Genomic DNA, 16,786 nt, shown 5'->3' on the forward strand with positions numbered 1-16,786 from the left:
CCATATTTACCCACGTTTCTTATTCTTCTTTTATCGTTCATCATTTATAAACATCACGGTATAAACGAAGGTAGTTCCACGACATAAGACTCTACAGACATACCATCATCACTGCCACTCCAATCCGACCCGAAAAGTACCCGGGTTCCGGTCGGACTGATAACGGCATGGGGTTCGCCCCAATAGTCAAATTCGTCCTCATCGGCCCTATGGTGTCCTATTCGGTATACCTCAACACTTCCTGGTGCTACCTTGGCAATTACCAGCTCTTGGTCCAAAAGTGATTGTCCGTCTTGTTCAAAACCCATCATGGAAGCTGCTACCCATCCCGGGTTTTTATGGGCCACTGCCGAAATATGCGTCCCGCTTTTAGGATAATCATACCCCAAATCCTCAGAAATTACGGGAATACATTCCCCGGTATTCAAATCATAGGCGATGATATTCCCTTGACACCCCCCATTTGGACCTTCACTAAAACTTACCGAAAAGTCGGTATCGGTTCCATTGGCCATTCTACCCAAACAGGAATGCTCAACCCCACTTTTATTCAGTCGGGCCTTCAAATCCCCATTGACATCGTAAGAGGATACATTATGGTAAAATAGGTTTCCACTCGGTGCGGGCATAGCCGCCGTATAATTCACATCATCAAGGTGGATCGTGGTCAATTGTTCAGTGGAGAACCGGTAGGCATAGGATGTATCATTATTACAACGAAATCCGATGACATCGGAATCCCACGACATCATTTGAACATCATCGCCCATACTAATGCTTCCATCACAGCCCGAAAGCTCCTTTAGATTCACCATGGTTTCTTTGCCCCCCGTTGATACGGTGTATTTGATAAAATCATCCGTAGTGGCATCCAAATAATATAGGATATCAGGATCATTGAAATCCCAAAACAATTGTTCCAGGTCATCAGGACGCACATCATCGAGATTCTTGATAAATGTATAGTCCATCCCATTCAATAATTGATGTACACCATGGGTCTGGTCGTACAGGATCATTCTGGTCTCATCGGCATTCCATGCCTGAATGGTACTGTACATGGGTTTTATCACACCGCCGTTTCCTGCATCCGAAATCCTACGAATGATCGTTCCGAAGGAGGGATCTACAATGGTTTCCAAATATTCTGGTTTTGCAATATCCTGCATGGGATGGGGTGATAGGTCATTGGCCGTCAGCTCTGTGGCCACATCTACCGTAGATTCATTTTCATCATTGGCTTCCCCTTCTTCATCGGGAGTATCATCAGGGGTTTCTGTTTCCTGTTCTTCGATGGCCTCCGTAGTCATCTGGGCTAAATTATCGTCGGAACAACTGTTTATGGCACAAGCAAGGCCTAACAACCAGAGGTGGATTTTCAATTTTCGCATAAGATTTCAGTAATGGGGTTAAAGGATGTACGAAATAAACTAGGGCAGTGGTTGTTTTGGTTATGTATTTCTTGAAATCCATTTTGTTTATTAATCTACAGACAAACCCTATCCGTCGAAAAATTTCTTTGGTATGCCATTAATCCCGTAAGTTGTCATAGCTTAATCAAAATAGCATCTATATGAAAAGGTACCTCTTACTTCTTAGCACTCTTGTACTCCTTTTTTCCTGTGAAAAAAAGCAATCCTTGGTCCATTATGTGGATCCTTTCATTGGTACCGATGCGCACGGACACACCTTTCCTGGGGCTACTACACCTTACGGCATGGTGCAATTGAGTCCGTCTAACGATTTTAAAACGTGGGATTGGTGTTCTGGGTACCATTATTCGGATTCCATCATCAAAGGGTTTGCCCATAACCATATCAGTGGTGCCGGACTCTCCGGTCTGGGGGATATCCTCATTATGCCGACCATGGGCAAGGAAACTACCTATGCCGGTTCTGATGAGGAAGTGGATACCAGCTATCGTTCCCGTTTTTCCCACGACAGCGAAAAGGCCTATGCCGGGTATTACGAGGTACTCTTGGAAGATTATAACATCAAGGTAGCCTTGACAGCCACCACGCGTTCCGGGTTTCATAAATACACCTTTTTAAAGGCAGGGGAAGCCGCCATTGTGTTGGACCCAACCCATACATTATTGCAGGTACCTGCTGAAACCGGTATCGAGAAAGTATCGGATACGGAGGTCCGTGGGTTTAAAAAGATGAATATGGGGGAACACCGCATGCGATCCGTATATTTTAGTGCCAAATTTTCAAAACCCTTTAAAAAAATTACGCTCACCGAAAACGATGAACCTATTCAGGGAACCGAAAACACCTCGAAAAGAACCAATGCCCTTGTCTATTTTGATGTGGATATGGATGAGGATATTGAAATCGTTGTTACCCTATCCCCAACGGATTATGAGGGCGTAGCCAAAAATTATGAAGTCGATTCGAACATGGATTTCGATGCTGCCCTAAAATCCGCCGAATCATCATGGGATGCGATCCTAAACAAAATCGTTTTGGGGGAAAATACTACGGAAGCTGATAAACGGACTTTCTACACCGCATTGTACCATACCGCTATTTCACCCAATATCATTTCCGATGTGGATGGGAATTATACGGTGGAAGGGGAAAAACAACATTCCGACTTTACCCAATTCAGTAATTATTCCACTTGGGACACCTATAGGGCCCTTCATCCATTAATGACGATTATCAATCCGACAAAAACCAGTGAAATCGTAAACAGTATGATTTCCCGAACCACCGAAGCCGGCGTGGGTCAGCCCGTTTGGGAACTTGGGGGATTCGATAATTACTGTATGATCGGATATACCACCGCACCGATTATCGCGGAGGCCGTGTTAAAGGATATTGATGGGGTCGATACCGAGGCCGCTTTTGAGACCATACGAAGTGCTGCTTTTGATATTACAAAACACAGTGCCGTCTATGATGTGAGTGGTCTGGCGGATTATATCAACTATGGCTATGTTACGGGGGAAACCGGTTCTTCGGTATCCAAAACCACGGAATACAACTATCACGATTATGCCATTGCCCAAGTAGCCCAAAAATTAGGCAAGACCGAAGATGCCGCACTGTTTACACAAAGAAGTTTGGGGTATCGCAGTCTCTACGACCCCAAAACAGGCTACCTCATGCCCAAACTAAGTACTGGGGACATGAATTATATGGATACCTCGGTTTGGGACGGAATGATCACCAATTATGTTTCAGGGAATATTTGGGCCTATTCGGCCTATACGCCCCAAGATATGGCCGGTAGCATTGCGCTGCATGGCGGTAAGGAAAAATATGCCGCTTGGCTCGATGGTATTTTTACCGACACCACCCAAGTAGGCGGGGCCCAGCATGTCGATATCTCCGGATTTATAGGAAAATACGGTCACGGCGATGAACCCGGACACCAAATGCCCTATTTGTACAATTACGTGAACCAACCTTGGAAAACCCAAAAGTACGTCAATACCGTTATGCGTACCATGTACTCGGACCGACCCGACGGAATGATCAACAACGAGGATTTGGGCCAAATGTCCGCCTGGTACGTCTTTAGTGCCCTCGGCTTTTATCCGGTTTCCCCGGCCAGTTTGGAATATCAGTTGGGAGCACCCTTTCAGGAGGAAGCCAACATACATTTAGACAATGGGAAAACCTTCACGGTACGGGCCAAAAACAGGACCAAGGAAAATTTGTATGTGCAATCCGCCACCCTTAATGGTGAAGACTATACCAAAACCTATATCCATCATAAAACGATTATGGACGGTGGGGTTTTAACCTTTACCATGGGGCCTGAACCCAACAAGGTATGGGGTGCTAAGGATGAGGATTCTTCTGTGGGGACCATAGGCCCAGCAAAACCCGAAATCTTGGTAATGGCCTCGGTAGCGCCTTATGACACTACGGAAAGTGCTTTCTTTACAAACGAACACCAAGCCGTGTTACAAAGTAATGACCCTAAGGCGACCATCTATTATACGGTGGACGGTAGCACCCCAACGGTAAAATCCGCAGAGTTTACCAAGCCCATTGTAATCAAGGAGAACACCACCCTTAAGGCCATTGCCATTTCGGACGGACTAAAACCTAGTAAGGTATACGAAAAACCAGTGTTCAAAAGCATCTTCCCTGCCCTTAAAAAAGGATATCCCAAATATACCATGGCATATCCCGACACCCCTTATGGCAAAGGGGACGGAAGCTTTTTGTTTGATGAACGTATCGGGAGCAGCAGTTATAGTGATGGCAAATGGACCGGGATAAAGAATACAATCGAGGTGGATTTGGATTTGGGGGAACAGGTAGCCCTCAAAGGGATTTCGGTAGGGATGTTAACCGATATTGCCTCTTGGATCTTCCCTGCCAAAAGCATTGAGGTCTTTGGCGGAAATACTACAAACAAGCTACAGCCGATTGCTTCGAAGATCATTGAACCCAATACGGATTATCCCAAGGAAGTCAACCGGTATTCCGTACCACTTTCCGGTAGGTATCGCTATCTTAAGGTAAAGGTACTTCCGTTGGCTGAAGGCCCCGACTGGCATGATGCCATAGGGAAAAAGGTTTGGTTGTTTGTGGATGAGATTATTTTGTATTAGAGGAAGCCTCTACATCCAGGATTAACCCTTATGTATAATTTAGCCAGTGTGTCATCATTCTTGATTATGGCTTTAGCCACTGGCCCAACCGATACAACGCAGAAACAAAAGGTACTTATGATAGGGTACGGATACCTGATTGGAAGCCTTACGTCCCTTTAAAGAGTATTAAGACTCTTGTCTGTATGTTACGTGGGAATTTGTACCGAACTACTTTGAGGATTCGTTTTTAGGATAATGGACTTCCACCTTACGGTGCATGGTATACAATCGGAACTTATCTCCATCTGGCACCAAGAGACCGCTAGATCTATTCCCTCCCATAATAGGGTTTTGACCATACTTCTTCCAATGAACCAAATCCTTGGAAGCGGCTACATTGGTAGACCAATCATGCCAATCTTCAAACGAGGTACCATGGTAATAGGCATAATACCATCCCTTATATTTGATTATTTGGTCTACAGCAAGTCCGTACTTATCATAGGTTTCCGGGCCCATGGCGATTACCGGGTCGTCTTGTACATTAGTCCATGTTTTAAGGTCTTTGGAAGTGGCCAACCAAACGCCCAAATCATTCCGTTCATAAAACAAATACCACAAATTGTTTTCCCTCCAAACGGTTGTGGTGCCAAACGGGCCTTCACTTAAAGGGGAACCGTCGGAATTCCGGATATCCAATACCTCATGATCTTCCCAATGTATGCCATCTTTTGACGAAAGCCTATGGGCCCTATCGTTTTTACCTTCGGCGAACATATGATAGATACCATCTACCTTTATGACCATCATATCTTCCGTCCAACTTTCATCAAAAATCGGTTTGTCGCTATACCGTTTCCATGAAATACCATCCGTGGAAGTTGCATAGCCCAGGAATACAGGTTCATCTTCCACGCGTTCACCACTATACCACATATGATATGTATCCCCTTCCTTTAAAATATACCCTCTTTCCCGTATGCTTTGATCCCAAGTTGCTTCACCCGTACCTTCAAATAAAGGATTCTCCGAAGCGGTCTCGAAGTCTACCAATTCATCGGGAAAAGGAATGGTATCCACTACAACAGCACTAATGCCAGGTATATCATTTTTTTCTGCTTGTTTTTTTGATTTGTTCTGACACGAGCAAAAAAGAATTGCCGAGATCAATATAAGAAGGTTTGTTTTCATAGCATTGGTCTAAATACCCTGTTTTGATTTTTCCAAGCTTTAAAGGTACTAAAGACATTTAAAATGGATATGCGTTTTTATTTTTATAACAATTACGGTAAAACAGAAAACAGAATTACTACTTAAGTACCGTACTGAGGTAGGAGGGGAGGGGAACCGTTAAGGTAAAGAACACCCTAACTAACCATCGATAAGACATTTACTGAAAATTTTTAATATCCTAACAGATTTCCGTAGTCATATACTTACTTGACCGGCATGTTTGCCGTAGGTTTTCCTTAAAACCATCCATAAAATCGAAGCCAGGTCATAGGTTCCCGGTAGTTTTCCGTATAAGAAGGCAAACGGACAATTACGCGACAGCTCCAAGGCTTAACCATACATATATTCCTACTAATTGAACAGAATTTCTTACTGAATGTACAATTGTATTCCTGATAATGAAGGAATTAGAATAGTTTTATACAGTTTTGGAATTTTGGTGAGCCTATTTTTTTCGATTATCCAAACTTAGGCTCTATTCCTAACAATCCCCCCTTTATTTACAAGCTATAAAAACTTCCCTCAGGATGCATAATGTATTCTTATTCAAACGAATATAACATTTTTAAATATTCTGTAATATGGAAAAAAAAGCAAAAAGTAAAGATAGACCGAAAAATGGTCCCGTCGTTAGGGTTCGATTGGTTTTTAAAAACCAAAAATACCATCTGATAAAATCCAAGGCCATTGAAAAAATGGGCCTTTTAAAATCAATAGAACTTCCCAAAAGCGAAAAAATCATAGGAAACTATATCGAATTAACGGATGCGAAAGGCAACGTGTTGTACCGTAACAACTACGAGGATGTCAGTGACCCATACGTGTCAATCCCTAATGAGAATGGCACTTCCACCATGATAAAAAGTAATTTGAAGGAAAGGCATCTCGAAATACTTGTCCCAAATATCCATTCTGCCGACACCTTACGATTGTACAGTTCTGGAAATGAGAATAACAAATGTGAAGAAGTTTTTAGACTTACAATGAAGGAGATTAAAGATTCCATTGAACCCAAAAACAGAAAAAAATGAACCAGATACTAGGAACTACGAAAATTTTGGACAACGGCCCTGACTCAGATCGATTGAATATTGTTTTTCTTGCGGAGGGTTATCAAGATACGGAACAAACCAGCTTTAATGATAGCTGCGATGAAATTGTAATCGCCATACAGAACGAACCATGGTTCGGTGATCTTCTTAAGGCCGTAAACATACATCGTATCAATGTAGAATCCAATGAATCAGGGGCTGATGACCCCGATTGTGACGGTGATGGTGCTGGAACCACCGCAGATACCTTTTTTGATGCTACATTTTGTGCCGACGGGGTAATTAGAAGGTTGCTGGTTGCAGATGCGACCAAAGCTCAAGATGCCATGGATGATCAAGTTCCCGAATGGCATGCTGGCGTTGTACTCGTGAATACTACAACCAGAGGAGGTGCAGGAGGGGCCATTGCCACTGCTTCGGTTCATGGAGGCGATTGGATCGATGTTATTCTTCATGAACTGGGCCATAGTCTGTTCGGTCTTGCCGATGAATATAACTATTGGGCAGGCTGTGGTACTGATACGGATCGGGACAATGCCCCTAGTGGCGAACCCATAGAGCCTAATGTGACCTCCAACAATTCGATCACCGGTTTAAAATGGGGCCATTTGGTCGATACCTTGACCACCCCGATTCCTACCATGGAAAATCCGGACTGTTCAACTTGCGATACCAGACCCAATGTACTCCCTAGCGTTGACATCATCGGATTGTATGAAGGGGCAAAATACTATCATTGTGGTAGGTACAGACCGGCTTATAATTGTAAAATGAGAAGTTCCTTCGTTCCTTTTTGTAGGGTCTGTGCAGAGGCAATCCATGATAGGGTACGCCCTTTTTTCGGTAGCGATCCGGCTTTAGGGGCATCGGTAAGCGAATTGGATTTTGGGGATATTGGCACCGGTGCTACCCGCACCCTGGATTTTGATATCAGTAATCTAGGAACAGTCGATGTAACCGGAATTAACATTACTATTGACAACCCTAATTATTTATTCAGTACTGTACCGGCCGGAAGTACTTTGGGTTCTGGTAATTCCGCGACGATCAGTGTCACCTTGGGCCCAGTATTCACTGTAGGAAGCCAACCGGGCTCAATTACCATCACCAGTAATTCCGATACCATTACGATTGGGCTTATCGCCAATGTATGTACGGCATCACCAGATTTGGATACAATTCCATTCGATGGGGATGACTTGGATTTCGGGGATGTGACCCAAGGACTCACCATGTACCGCAGTTTTGAAGTCCAAAATAGAAAAACTTCTTGTCCAGGTCCATTAAGGGTTGTCCTGACAGATCCAGTAGGGAATTTTTCATATGCCCCAGGCACTGTGCTCGATTTTGTATTACCGGCAGCAGAAGAGGACGAAATTTATACGTCACAAACCGTTTTCGTTGCATTTACGGCCTCCACAGGGGGATCAGGCATAGAATCAGGTTCTTTGACCATTACCACTCCGGATAATACGGGTATATCAACGGTCACCCTGAATTTGGTGGGTAACGTGGTACCTGAAAAAACTATAGATACCGTTCTGGTAATCGATCGCTCGGGTAGTATGTCCGATCCGACAGGTGAAGCATCGAACCGAAAGATTGATCACGCTATATATGCTGGTGACCTATATGTAGATCTTATGAAGGATATTGATCGAACGGGAGTAATAGGCTTCAACACAAGCACTGATGAATTGATAGGACTTACTTTAGCTGGATCCTTAGGTGCAGGAAACAGGGGTACGATTAAAAACGTCATCGATATTTCCAATTTAAATCCTACCGGTGGTACTTCCGTAGGAGCTGGAATTATTGCGGCAAGTGATTTGTTGGATGCAAGTACGGCGGATGACAAAGCCATAATCGTCCTTACCGATGCCAGACAGAATGTTGACCCCAGTATTGCCGAAGCAAATGTTGTAGTCTCAGGGAAATCTCCACAACAAAGGGTATTTGCAGTGGGACTTGGACTCAATCAGATAGAGGAGAATTTGGATTTGATGGCCAGCCTCACGGATGGGTACACCCAAATAACTCCAGATTTAGTGGGTTCCAAAGAGTTTTTATTACAAAAACTTTATGTTCAGATTCTTTCGGATGTCGAAGATAGCGCATTCGTCAAAGATCCCTATCGGGTATTGCAAGGAGGGAATAAACAATTTACCGAAATTAAAATAAGTGAATTGGAAACCTCCGTAGATTTCATTCTTTGTAACAGACCGAGTTCCGTTCACCCTAAATACATGAGAATTTGGTTGGAGGCCCCCGATGGTACTATTCTTAAACAAAGTGATGCAGCTTCCCATCCCAACTTAACTTGGACACAACAGGAAGCACATCAGATTGCAAGGTTAAGGTTGCCCTTTTTCCCTGCAAAACCACAATCACATATCGGCTCTTGGAAAGTTTGGGTAGAAAATTTTTATACCTACGAAGCGGTATACTCCCATTATGTGGAAAATCAGCCACCTCGTTATCCTTTGTATTATTCCGTAATGTCAAAAGCGAAAAGCAACTTCTTACTTAGGGGAAATTTGATTCAGGACGGCTATATGCCCAATACTTCATTTGAATTTATTTTAGATCCAACCATGCATGGTTTGTCCATTGAACTGGACTATAATCCAATTATTTCGATACGTAAACCTAATGGGAATAAAAAGGAAGTACAGCTATGGTTAGATGCTGACGGTGTATACCGGGGCACCTTTACAGATACCCATGCAATCGGTGTTTATGCGGCACAAACGGAAGTGAAAGCTACGTCGCCCATGGGCCATTCTTGTACCAGATTCAGGTATTTTACGGGCATCATAAGCAGAAAACCGCAAAATACGATTGATGACGGGCAAGGTGGCAACAACGGCCAAAATGATGAAATGAAGCGTTGTTGCAAGGAAATCAATCATCTATTGAAGAAGCTGATTGAGAAGGATTGTTAGGCACCTCCCAAGATGATTTGTAATTGTTCCTTGAGAATTAAGGACGAGAGTTAGGGTCTGTTCAAAAATAAGTATTTAGCTTGTTTTTAGGGCAGACCCTCTCTATTCAACCACAATGGTTCTCACCGAACCTACCTTATTCATTATTCATTCGGATTAGTCGAGGAAATAGGGTTGCAACCACCCAATGCATTTTGTCAATTTCTATTTATCATACTGTAAAAAGCATCTCCATTCTTTTACCACCCAACCAAACGTACACTATTTCTTACAGAATATACACTACTCGAGCGAAACGATCCATACCCTTTGTAATTTAAAGGATGCTAATGTCCTAATACCGATGTCAAGGTATTTTCCAATGTTCTCCCAAAACAAGCTATAGAAAACCTGCTGTTTATTCCGATACGCAGCACAAAAACCACCATTATGAAATTCAAGAACTACCTAATACCCCTTGTGTTATTGGCGTTTCTGGTGCTACTCTTATTTCAATCCTGTTATTCGGTACGCCTGGCGAGCGTTGAAGGGACACCCAACCCTGCGGCCCCTATGGTCAGGGATGACTATTACAGGGCCATGGAAGTTACCGAATTGGATACCGTGATAACCATTGGTGTGGAAAACAAGGATTTCACCTATCTCATCAAGGTAACCGATTTATGTCCCACCGGAAAACTGCACACCGTGGAATACACCAATACCTTCGGTGCGGTATTATTGAGCGCGGTTACTTTTGGCCGAAAGCGAAAAGTAAAAATCAAATATGTCTGCATGAAACCATAAAACTATTGCGATGGCCACAACAACAAAATTGACCTTAACGGAATGGGATACCTTGCATAATAACGGACCTTTTCCCCTTAAAATATTGTACAAAACCAAGTTGGCATCACCTGCAGTGATGTCTTCCGACTTGGACCGCTACAATGATGCGGCACAGGAAATACAGACGCTGATTACCGAAGCAAAGAACAAAAACGAAGGTTTTAGGGCCTATGGTTCTGCTTGGTCCATGTCCAAAATAGCCCATCAAAAAGATCGTATGCACTTCAATGCGCATATGAATACCTATTTCTCCTTTAGAAACCAAGATTTACATGCGCTGTCGGGCTATCAGGCGGAAAACCTTTTCCTTTTCCAATGCGGCAATGTGGTCAAAGAGATCTCGGAGAAATTGGCCGGACATGGAAAATCGTTAAAAGCCTCAGGTGCGAGTAACGGGCAAACGATTGCCGGTTGCATCTCTACCGGTGTACATGGTTCGGGAATCAATGTAGGTTCCGTTCAGGATTATGTTGTGGGACTTAACCTTATTATTGGTCCCAATCCTGGTGATATCGTCTATTTGGAACGCCATTCCAAACCGGCCCTGAATGATGCGTATGTGCAAAAACTGCGGTCACGGGTAATCCGTAATGACGGACTCTTCAATGCGGCCTTGGTTGGTTTAGGCTCCTTCGGATTCATCCATGGTGTGGTGATCGAAGCCCAGAACCTGTTCCTATTAAAACGGTATGTAAAGGAACTGAAAAAGGATACAGCCATTGAACTCGCCCAAAAGCAGCATTTTAAGGAATTTGATGGTATACCCGAAGAAGTGAAAAGTAATGGGGATGCCAATATTCCATATCACTTTAAGATATTCGTAAATCAATACAAGGATAACGGAAAGTATGTAGTGGAATTCATGTACAAGAAGCCTTATAAATTGAACTATCCCGATCCATTTCCTGTAATTAAAAAATCGCTTTATCGGGATTTGATCAATCTCGTGGTACAGATAGGGTCGAGCGTCCCTGCGAGTATTCCGGTGTTCATCAATATGCTCAAAAACTCCATTCTTCCCACAGTCAATGAAGTTTCCATAGGAACCTTGGCCGAAACGTTTTGGGATGCACCCTACCAAGGTCCCGCTTTCGCCATTTCGTTCGGGGTGAGTCACACCAATGCGGAAAAGGCGCTGAAAGTACTTACCAAAGTGAGTATTGATGAAGGACCCGTACCTGGGATTTTCGCGATGCGTTTTATTAAAAAATCCGACGCCACCTTATCCTTTGCCCGTTTTCCCACTACCTGTATGATCGAAATCGATGGTGTTCTATGGAATGAAAAAAAGAAATTGGGAACGCTCGAAGGCCTATCCAAAAAAATGATAGAGGCCCTACAGCACGAAAACATACCGTTTACCATGCATTGGGGAAAGAATGCCGATTGGAAGTTCACGGGGTTGGTCGATCATATGTATGGCACGGATGCGGTTACTTGGCGAAAATACCGCTGTTCCCTGCTGTCCGACGATATGCAGACCCTATTTTCCAACGCATTTTTAAAGGAAGTGAATCTGGACAAAAAAGAACCCAGTAACCCAATATTGGTGCAATCCCTTTTATAGTAAAAATGATTGTACCCAATTTGTTTTTATACCTAAGGAAATTTTCGGAAAACTGACAAGGAGGGGCATAGCTGGAATTTTACAATATATCCCAACTTACATTTGTAAATAATTCCATACCATCGCCCTATAATCCATTCATTGAAATTAAAGTACCTAATCAGATTGTAAACAACGAATTACATATTAATTTCCAAAAATTTAAACAGGGTTGAAAAAACCTAAAAAGGTTAAATCTATCTTAATTGCTATTGCCCGGCACATTATCATTTAATGGTAGTGTAATTTTGCTTATTGAATAATCGTAAAGGATCCTACGCTATGAGCAATCAATATTTATTACAACCCTATAAAAAGAACAACCTCAACCTAAAAAACAGGGTAGTTATGGCGCCCATGACGCGTAGCCGTGCCAATAACGAAGGTAAAGTCGCAACAGACGGGTTGCAAGGTTTATATTATGGGCAACGTGCTTCAGCAGGTCTGATAATCACAGAAGGGTCCCAGGTTTCGGAGCAGGCAGTGGGTTATATCAATACCCCGGGAATCCATACCGATGCACAGGTGGAAGGTTGGAAAAAAGTCACCCAACGCGTGCATGATAAAGACGGGAAAATATTCATTCAATTATGGCATGTCGGTAGAATATCGCATCCCGATTTTCATAATGGCGCATTACCACTATCGGCTTCCGCTATGAACCCCAACGCCAAATCATTTACCCCAGAAGGCTTTAAAGATACGGTTACGCCAAAGGAAATGACCATTGAAGATATCAAAAACACCGTCAACGATTTTAAAAATGCTGCTGCAAATGCTGTAGTAGCAGGTTTTGATGGTATCGAGATCCATTCCTCCAACGGCTATTTATTCCAGCAATTCCTTAATGGATGCTCCAATAAAAGAACCGATGATTACGGTGGAAGTATTGAAAATAAAACCCGTTTCTTTTTTGAGGTTTTGGATGCCATGAAAGATGTGATTCCCCAAGAAAAAATAGGGGTTCGTTTCAACCCCTCACTAAATGGATTATTTGGTATCACCATCGATGAAGAAACGATTCCGACGTTTGAATACATCATCAAAAGATTAAACGATTACAATTTAGCCTATGTACATCTTTCTGAACCGTTTACAGATGTTTCCGAAGTGCCTTTTGCCGTTACGGAAATCGCTAAACATTTCCGTCCCTTATATAAAGGCACATTAATGATCAATTCAGGGTTTGATCAAGACAAAGGGAATAAAGTGATACAAGAAGGTTATGCCGACTTGGTCGCCTATGGCAAACCCTTTATCTCCAATCCGGATTTGGTAGAACGTTTTAAGCATAATCTGGACTTGGCGGCATGGGACCAAGAAACCTTTTACACCCCTGGGGCGAAAGGGTATACCGATTATCCAAAAGTATCTGAATAGTAACTGATAGTTGAATTTAAAATATACACATTATGAAATTTACAAGAAAAGCAAACGCAGCATGGAAGGGTAGTGGAAAAGAAGGACAAGGGAATCTATCCACAGCAAGTAAAGTGCTTGACAAAACAAAATATTCTTTTCACACACGTTTTGAAGATGGCGAAAAAGGTACCAATCCTGAAGAGTTGATAGGTGCAGCCCATGCGGGATGTTTTGCCATGCAATTAAGCTTCTTATTGAACGAATCGAATTTTACGGCAACCACTTTGGATGTAGATGCCACAGTTACTTTTGAAGATGGGGCCATTACAAAAATCACCTTGAATCTTGAAGGCGATGTTCCGGAAATCGATGCGGAAAAATTCCAAGAAATAGCACATAAGGCAAAAGAAGTCTGTCCTGTTTCCAAATTATTGAATACGGAAATCGAATTAAAAGTGACCTTAAAAACAGTATAATAACGGTCTTATTTCGGAAAATCGAATTCGTCCTTATCGACCCTATGAAGTTCAGGGAAGACCTAGTTGTGGTCAATGATCAAATCACCCTATTGTTCGTGAATATGCCCTATGAGTATAAAAATGGTCCACGAGCATCATTCCCCTTTGAAGCTATAGGAAAATTGGGAACGTACGGCATCAGACCGTGAATACCCCCATATTGGGTTCGTGCCAATGGGAAAGTCCATAGGATTTTCCCCTTGGCACGTTCCTTTTGCTGTTTGTGGGGTACTGGCGCAAACAACATTCTGTCCCCCTTTCCGTTATTTTATTTGAAGCCCATTGTACAAAACCACAAAAGATGAAGAAAGCATATTTTTTTTGGATGCTTCTAACAGCATCTATTTATCCGATGTGTGGACAAAGTTTGGAAGAACTTCCCCTTTTCGATATATCACAATTGACCTATGAAGGCGCCTTCCGTATAAAAGCAAGTGAAAATGGCATATCGGACCTCAACTATGCCCAAGGACCCATCGCTTATAATTACGAAAACCATTCCCTCTTTATCGTTGGCCATGCCCACCAGCAGGCCATCGCGGAATATGCGATTCCCGAAATCGTAAAAAGTGAAACACTATCGGAACTGAACATGGTAGAGACCCCAATTCAGGTTTTCAGTGATGTGTTATCCCAAACTGCCGATGGGAACCCCGAAGGCATCGATAGGGTAGGTGGACTTTATTACGTGAACCATGGCGGGCAGGCCAAACTGATCGTCAATGCCTATGAATATTACGATGCCCCAGCGGACAATACCGTGAGTACCCTGGTCGTAAACGATGCCAATGCCTTGGAAACCGCTTCGGTAAGCGGTTATTACAATTTTGAGGGCAGCCCCCCAGCACATAGTTCTGGTTGGATATCTGCGATTCCCGAAGCTTGGCAAGAAGAATTGGGCGGTACGCATATTACCGGACATTCGAGCGGTATCCCCATTATATCAAGGGCCAGTGTGGGTCCCTCTGCATTTGCCTTCAAGATCAACGATGCCCTAAATACGACCCAATCCATCCAAACAACCACCCTGTTGGATTTCAAGCTGTCGAACCCCTTACACAGCGACCTGAGCAATGATTCGAAGACCAATGATATATGGACACATCTGTCAAGGGCTACCTATGGTTTTATCGTACCCGGTACCCGGACCTATTTGACCATAGGCAGTAGCGGGGGCCACGAAAGTGGTATCTGTTATAAATGCACCCAAGACAATGGTAACCTATGCGGCGGATATTGTACCCCCGAAGCCGATGACAATTACCAATACTATTGGCTTTGGGATATGAACGACCTGGTAGCGGTTAAAAATGGCTCCGTAAACCCCTATGACGTGAGACCGTACGACCACGGCTATTTCAATACCCCGTTTCAGGCCAATGGCTCAAAAAAAATCGGTGGGGGAACCTTTGACCCCAGTACCGGAAACCTGTACTTGTCCGTTCAAAGCGGGGATACCGAACAAGGCACCTACGCCAGACCCCCTGTTATCGTAGTTTACAATACCAATGGGGAAATACTGACCGAAAACGAACCGATCAACCAAGTTGAGATCATTATGTATCCGAACCCCACTTCCGGGATTCTTTATATAGAGGGACTCGTATCCAATTCGATCGTTCAGATAAACGAAATGAGTGGCAAACGCGTAAAGTCCATAACCACCGACGAAGCCTCCTTGGAAGTCGAAATGGGTGATCTTTCTTCAGGTGTATATGTGGTCTCCGTTAGCAATATGGCGACGAATCAGGTATATGCCCAACAGATCATTAAGGCCGATTAAGGCATTATACAACCCTAATGAATACTAGAGAAGAGGGAAAGGAATGCAACCATTGGGTTGCGTAAAAGTTAAAGATGGAAACATCAGATATTGATTAAATAATTTTTCTGAAACATCTTTTCGTAAACATCCTTACTGAACATATACAGTTTTGCGGGTTTTTTGGACACCCCGAATTGTTTCTCGTCCAAAGGGATGATGTATTTTTTATTAATGAGTTTTCTTCTAAAATTACGATTGTCTATTTCTATTCCTAAAATGGATTGATAAGCATCCTGTACTTCATTAATAGTGAATTTATCGGGTAATAATTCAAAAATAATGGGCTCTACCAAACACTTTGTTTTTAGATCCCCGTAGGCCTCATTAATAATCTGTTTGTGATCAAAACCCAATTCCGGCAGGTCCTTAACCGGAAACCACTTGGCGTCATATTTATTGTTTTTTAGGTCTACATCCTCGGTTTTCAGTAAAAAGTAATAGGCAATCGTCACCGTTCTTTTATCAAACTTTTCATTCTCGATCCATAACAAATCCTTTGCATTGGTCAAACGATCTGGGTCACCGAAAGCTTTAAATTGCTTTTTATACTGCTGTGTTAAGCCTGTAAGTTCTTTTAGGACACGGGTAGCCGCATTGTCCAGGGTTTCATCTTGATACACATGATATCCGGTAAGCACATGATCATCAACAAGTATTTCGCTTTTATCTTCAGATTCCAAGTAGCGTTTAATCAATAAGGCATTAAGGGACTTTGTATTGGTATCATACCCGAATACCACACAATCCACTGATAAATTCTGGATTATTTTAGATTCCATAGACCTTCAAATTCGTTTAAAAACAATTCATTAAAATTATTAAACGTCAATATAACATTTTATACCTCCCTTTTAAAACC

General features: G+C 42.8%; 11 protein-coding genes. 8 read left to right on the forward strand and 3 right to left on the reverse strand.

Going from position 1 to position 16,786, the window contains the following annotated elements; translation table 11 throughout:
• Positions 1-53: 53 nt before the first annotated feature.
• Entirely contained in the window at positions 54-1,391 is a 1,338-nt protein-coding gene (locus tag HPE56_RS01145) for a hypothetical protein (RefSeq protein ID WP_188241932.1), read from the reverse strand.
• Between the two features lie 182 nt (positions 1,392-1,573).
• Between HPE56_RS01145 and HPE56_RS01150 the strand changes: the two genes are divergently transcribed.
• Positions 1,574-4,576 carry a GH92 family glycosyl hydrolase gene (locus HPE56_RS01150; RefSeq protein ID WP_188241933.1) on the forward strand — a complete coding sequence of 1,001 codons (3,003 nt, stop codon included), beginning with the start codon at positions 1,574-1,576 and terminating at the stop codon, positions 4,574-4,576.
• Between the two features lie 210 nt (positions 4,577-4,786).
• Here HPE56_RS01150 and HPE56_RS01155 read toward each other — a convergent pair whose 3' ends face one another.
• The gene (locus HPE56_RS01155; protein WP_188241934.1) at positions 4,787-5,749 is read right to left on the reverse strand and encodes a glycoside hydrolase family protein; all 963 of its coding nucleotides are present in this window, start codon (positions 5,747-5,749) and stop codon (positions 4,787-4,789) included.
• Positions 5,750-6,372: 623 nt separating this feature from the next.
• On the opposite strand from HPE56_RS01155, the gene HPE56_RS01160 reads away from it, so the two are divergent.
• The 7 genes from HPE56_RS01160 to HPE56_RS01195 all read left to right on the forward strand — a co-directional run bounded on the left by HPE56_RS01160 (position 6,373) and on the right by HPE56_RS01195 (position 15,885).
• Complete coding sequence (locus HPE56_RS01160) at positions 6,373-6,822, forward strand: hypothetical protein (protein ID WP_188241935.1); 450 nt, start codon at positions 6,373-6,375, stop codon at positions 6,820-6,822.
• Complete coding sequence (locus tag HPE56_RS01165) at positions 6,819-9,788, forward strand: M64 family metallopeptidase (protein WP_188241936.1); 2,970 nt, start codon at positions 6,819-6,821, stop codon at positions 9,786-9,788. The genes HPE56_RS01160 and HPE56_RS01165 overlap by 4 nt, the downstream gene beginning before the upstream one ends.
• 429 nt (positions 9,789-10,217) lie before the next feature.
• Positions 10,218-10,574, forward strand: coding sequence for a hypothetical protein (locus tag HPE56_RS01170; protein ID WP_188241937.1), 357 nt, complete (start codon positions 10,218-10,220; stop codon positions 10,572-10,574).
• A gap of 10 nt (positions 10,575-10,584) precedes the next feature.
• Positions 10,585-12,183: an FAD-binding protein gene (locus tag HPE56_RS01175; protein WP_188241938.1), complete on the forward strand. Its 1,599-nt coding sequence runs from the start codon at positions 10,585-10,587 to the stop codon at positions 12,181-12,183.
• Between the two features lie 321 nt (positions 12,184-12,504).
• The gene (locus HPE56_RS01180) at positions 12,505-13,602 is read left to right on the forward strand and encodes an alkene reductase (RefSeq protein ID WP_188241939.1); all 1,098 of its coding nucleotides are present in this window, start codon (positions 12,505-12,507) and stop codon (positions 13,600-13,602) included.
• Between the two features lie 32 nt (positions 13,603-13,634).
• Positions 13,635-14,060: an OsmC family protein gene (locus tag HPE56_RS01185; RefSeq protein WP_188241940.1), complete on the forward strand. Its 426-nt coding sequence runs from the start codon at positions 13,635-13,637 to the stop codon at positions 14,058-14,060.
• Between the two features lie 343 nt (positions 14,061-14,403).
• On the forward strand, positions 14,404-15,885 hold the full coding sequence (locus HPE56_RS01195; RefSeq protein WP_188241942.1) for a T9SS type A sorting domain-containing protein: 1,482 nt from the start codon (positions 14,404-14,406) through the stop codon (positions 15,883-15,885).
• Between the two features lie 83 nt (positions 15,886-15,968).
• On the opposite strand, the gene HPE56_RS01200 is transcribed toward HPE56_RS01195, so the two are convergent.
• The gene (locus HPE56_RS01200; protein WP_188241943.1) at positions 15,969-16,706 is read right to left on the reverse strand and encodes an NUDIX hydrolase; all 738 of its coding nucleotides are present in this window, start codon (positions 16,704-16,706) and stop codon (positions 15,969-15,971) included.
• Positions 16,707-16,786: the final 80 nt, after the last annotated feature.

It is taken from the genome of Maribacter aquimaris (assembly GCF_014596745.1).
In the GTDB taxonomy this organism is placed as follows: Bacteria; Bacteroidota; Bacteroidia; order Flavobacteriales; family Flavobacteriaceae; genus Maribacter_A; species Maribacter_A aquimaris.

What these genes read in the sequence shown, in the direction of transcription:
- HPE56_RS01145 (WP_188241932.1), bottom strand. Translation starts at nt 1,391, where the DNA reads ATGCGAAAATTGAAAATCCACCTCTGGTTGTTAGGCCTTGCTTGTGCC.
- HPE56_RS01150 (WP_188241933.1), top strand. Translation starts at nt 1,574, where the DNA reads ATGAAAAGGTACCTCTTACTTCTTAGCACTCTTGTACTCCTTTTTTCC.
- HPE56_RS01155 (WP_188241934.1), bottom strand. Translation starts at nt 5,749, where the DNA reads ATGAAAACAAACCTTCTTATATTGATCTCGGCAATTCTTTTTTGCTCG.
- HPE56_RS01160 (WP_188241935.1), top strand. Translation starts at nt 6,373, where the DNA reads ATGGAAAAAAAAGCAAAAAGTAAAGATAGACCGAAAAATGGTCCCGTC.
- HPE56_RS01165 (WP_188241936.1), top strand. Translation starts at nt 6,819, where the DNA reads ATGAACCAGATACTAGGAACTACGAAAATTTTGGACAACGGCCCTGAC.
- HPE56_RS01170 (WP_188241937.1), top strand. Translation starts at nt 10,218, where the DNA reads ATGAAATTCAAGAACTACCTAATACCCCTTGTGTTATTGGCGTTTCTG.
- HPE56_RS01175 (WP_188241938.1), top strand. Translation starts at nt 10,585, where the DNA reads ATGGCCACAACAACAAAATTGACCTTAACGGAATGGGATACCTTGCAT.
- HPE56_RS01180 (WP_188241939.1), top strand. Translation starts at nt 12,505, where the DNA reads ATGAGCAATCAATATTTATTACAACCCTATAAAAAGAACAACCTCAAC.
- HPE56_RS01185 (WP_188241940.1), top strand. Translation starts at nt 13,635, where the DNA reads ATGAAATTTACAAGAAAAGCAAACGCAGCATGGAAGGGTAGTGGAAAA.
- HPE56_RS01195 (WP_188241942.1), top strand. Translation starts at nt 14,404, where the DNA reads ATGAAGAAAGCATATTTTTTTTGGATGCTTCTAACAGCATCTATTTAT.
- HPE56_RS01200 (WP_188241943.1), bottom strand. Translation starts at nt 16,706, where the DNA reads ATGGAATCTAAAATAATCCAGAATTTATCAGTGGATTGTGTGGTATTC.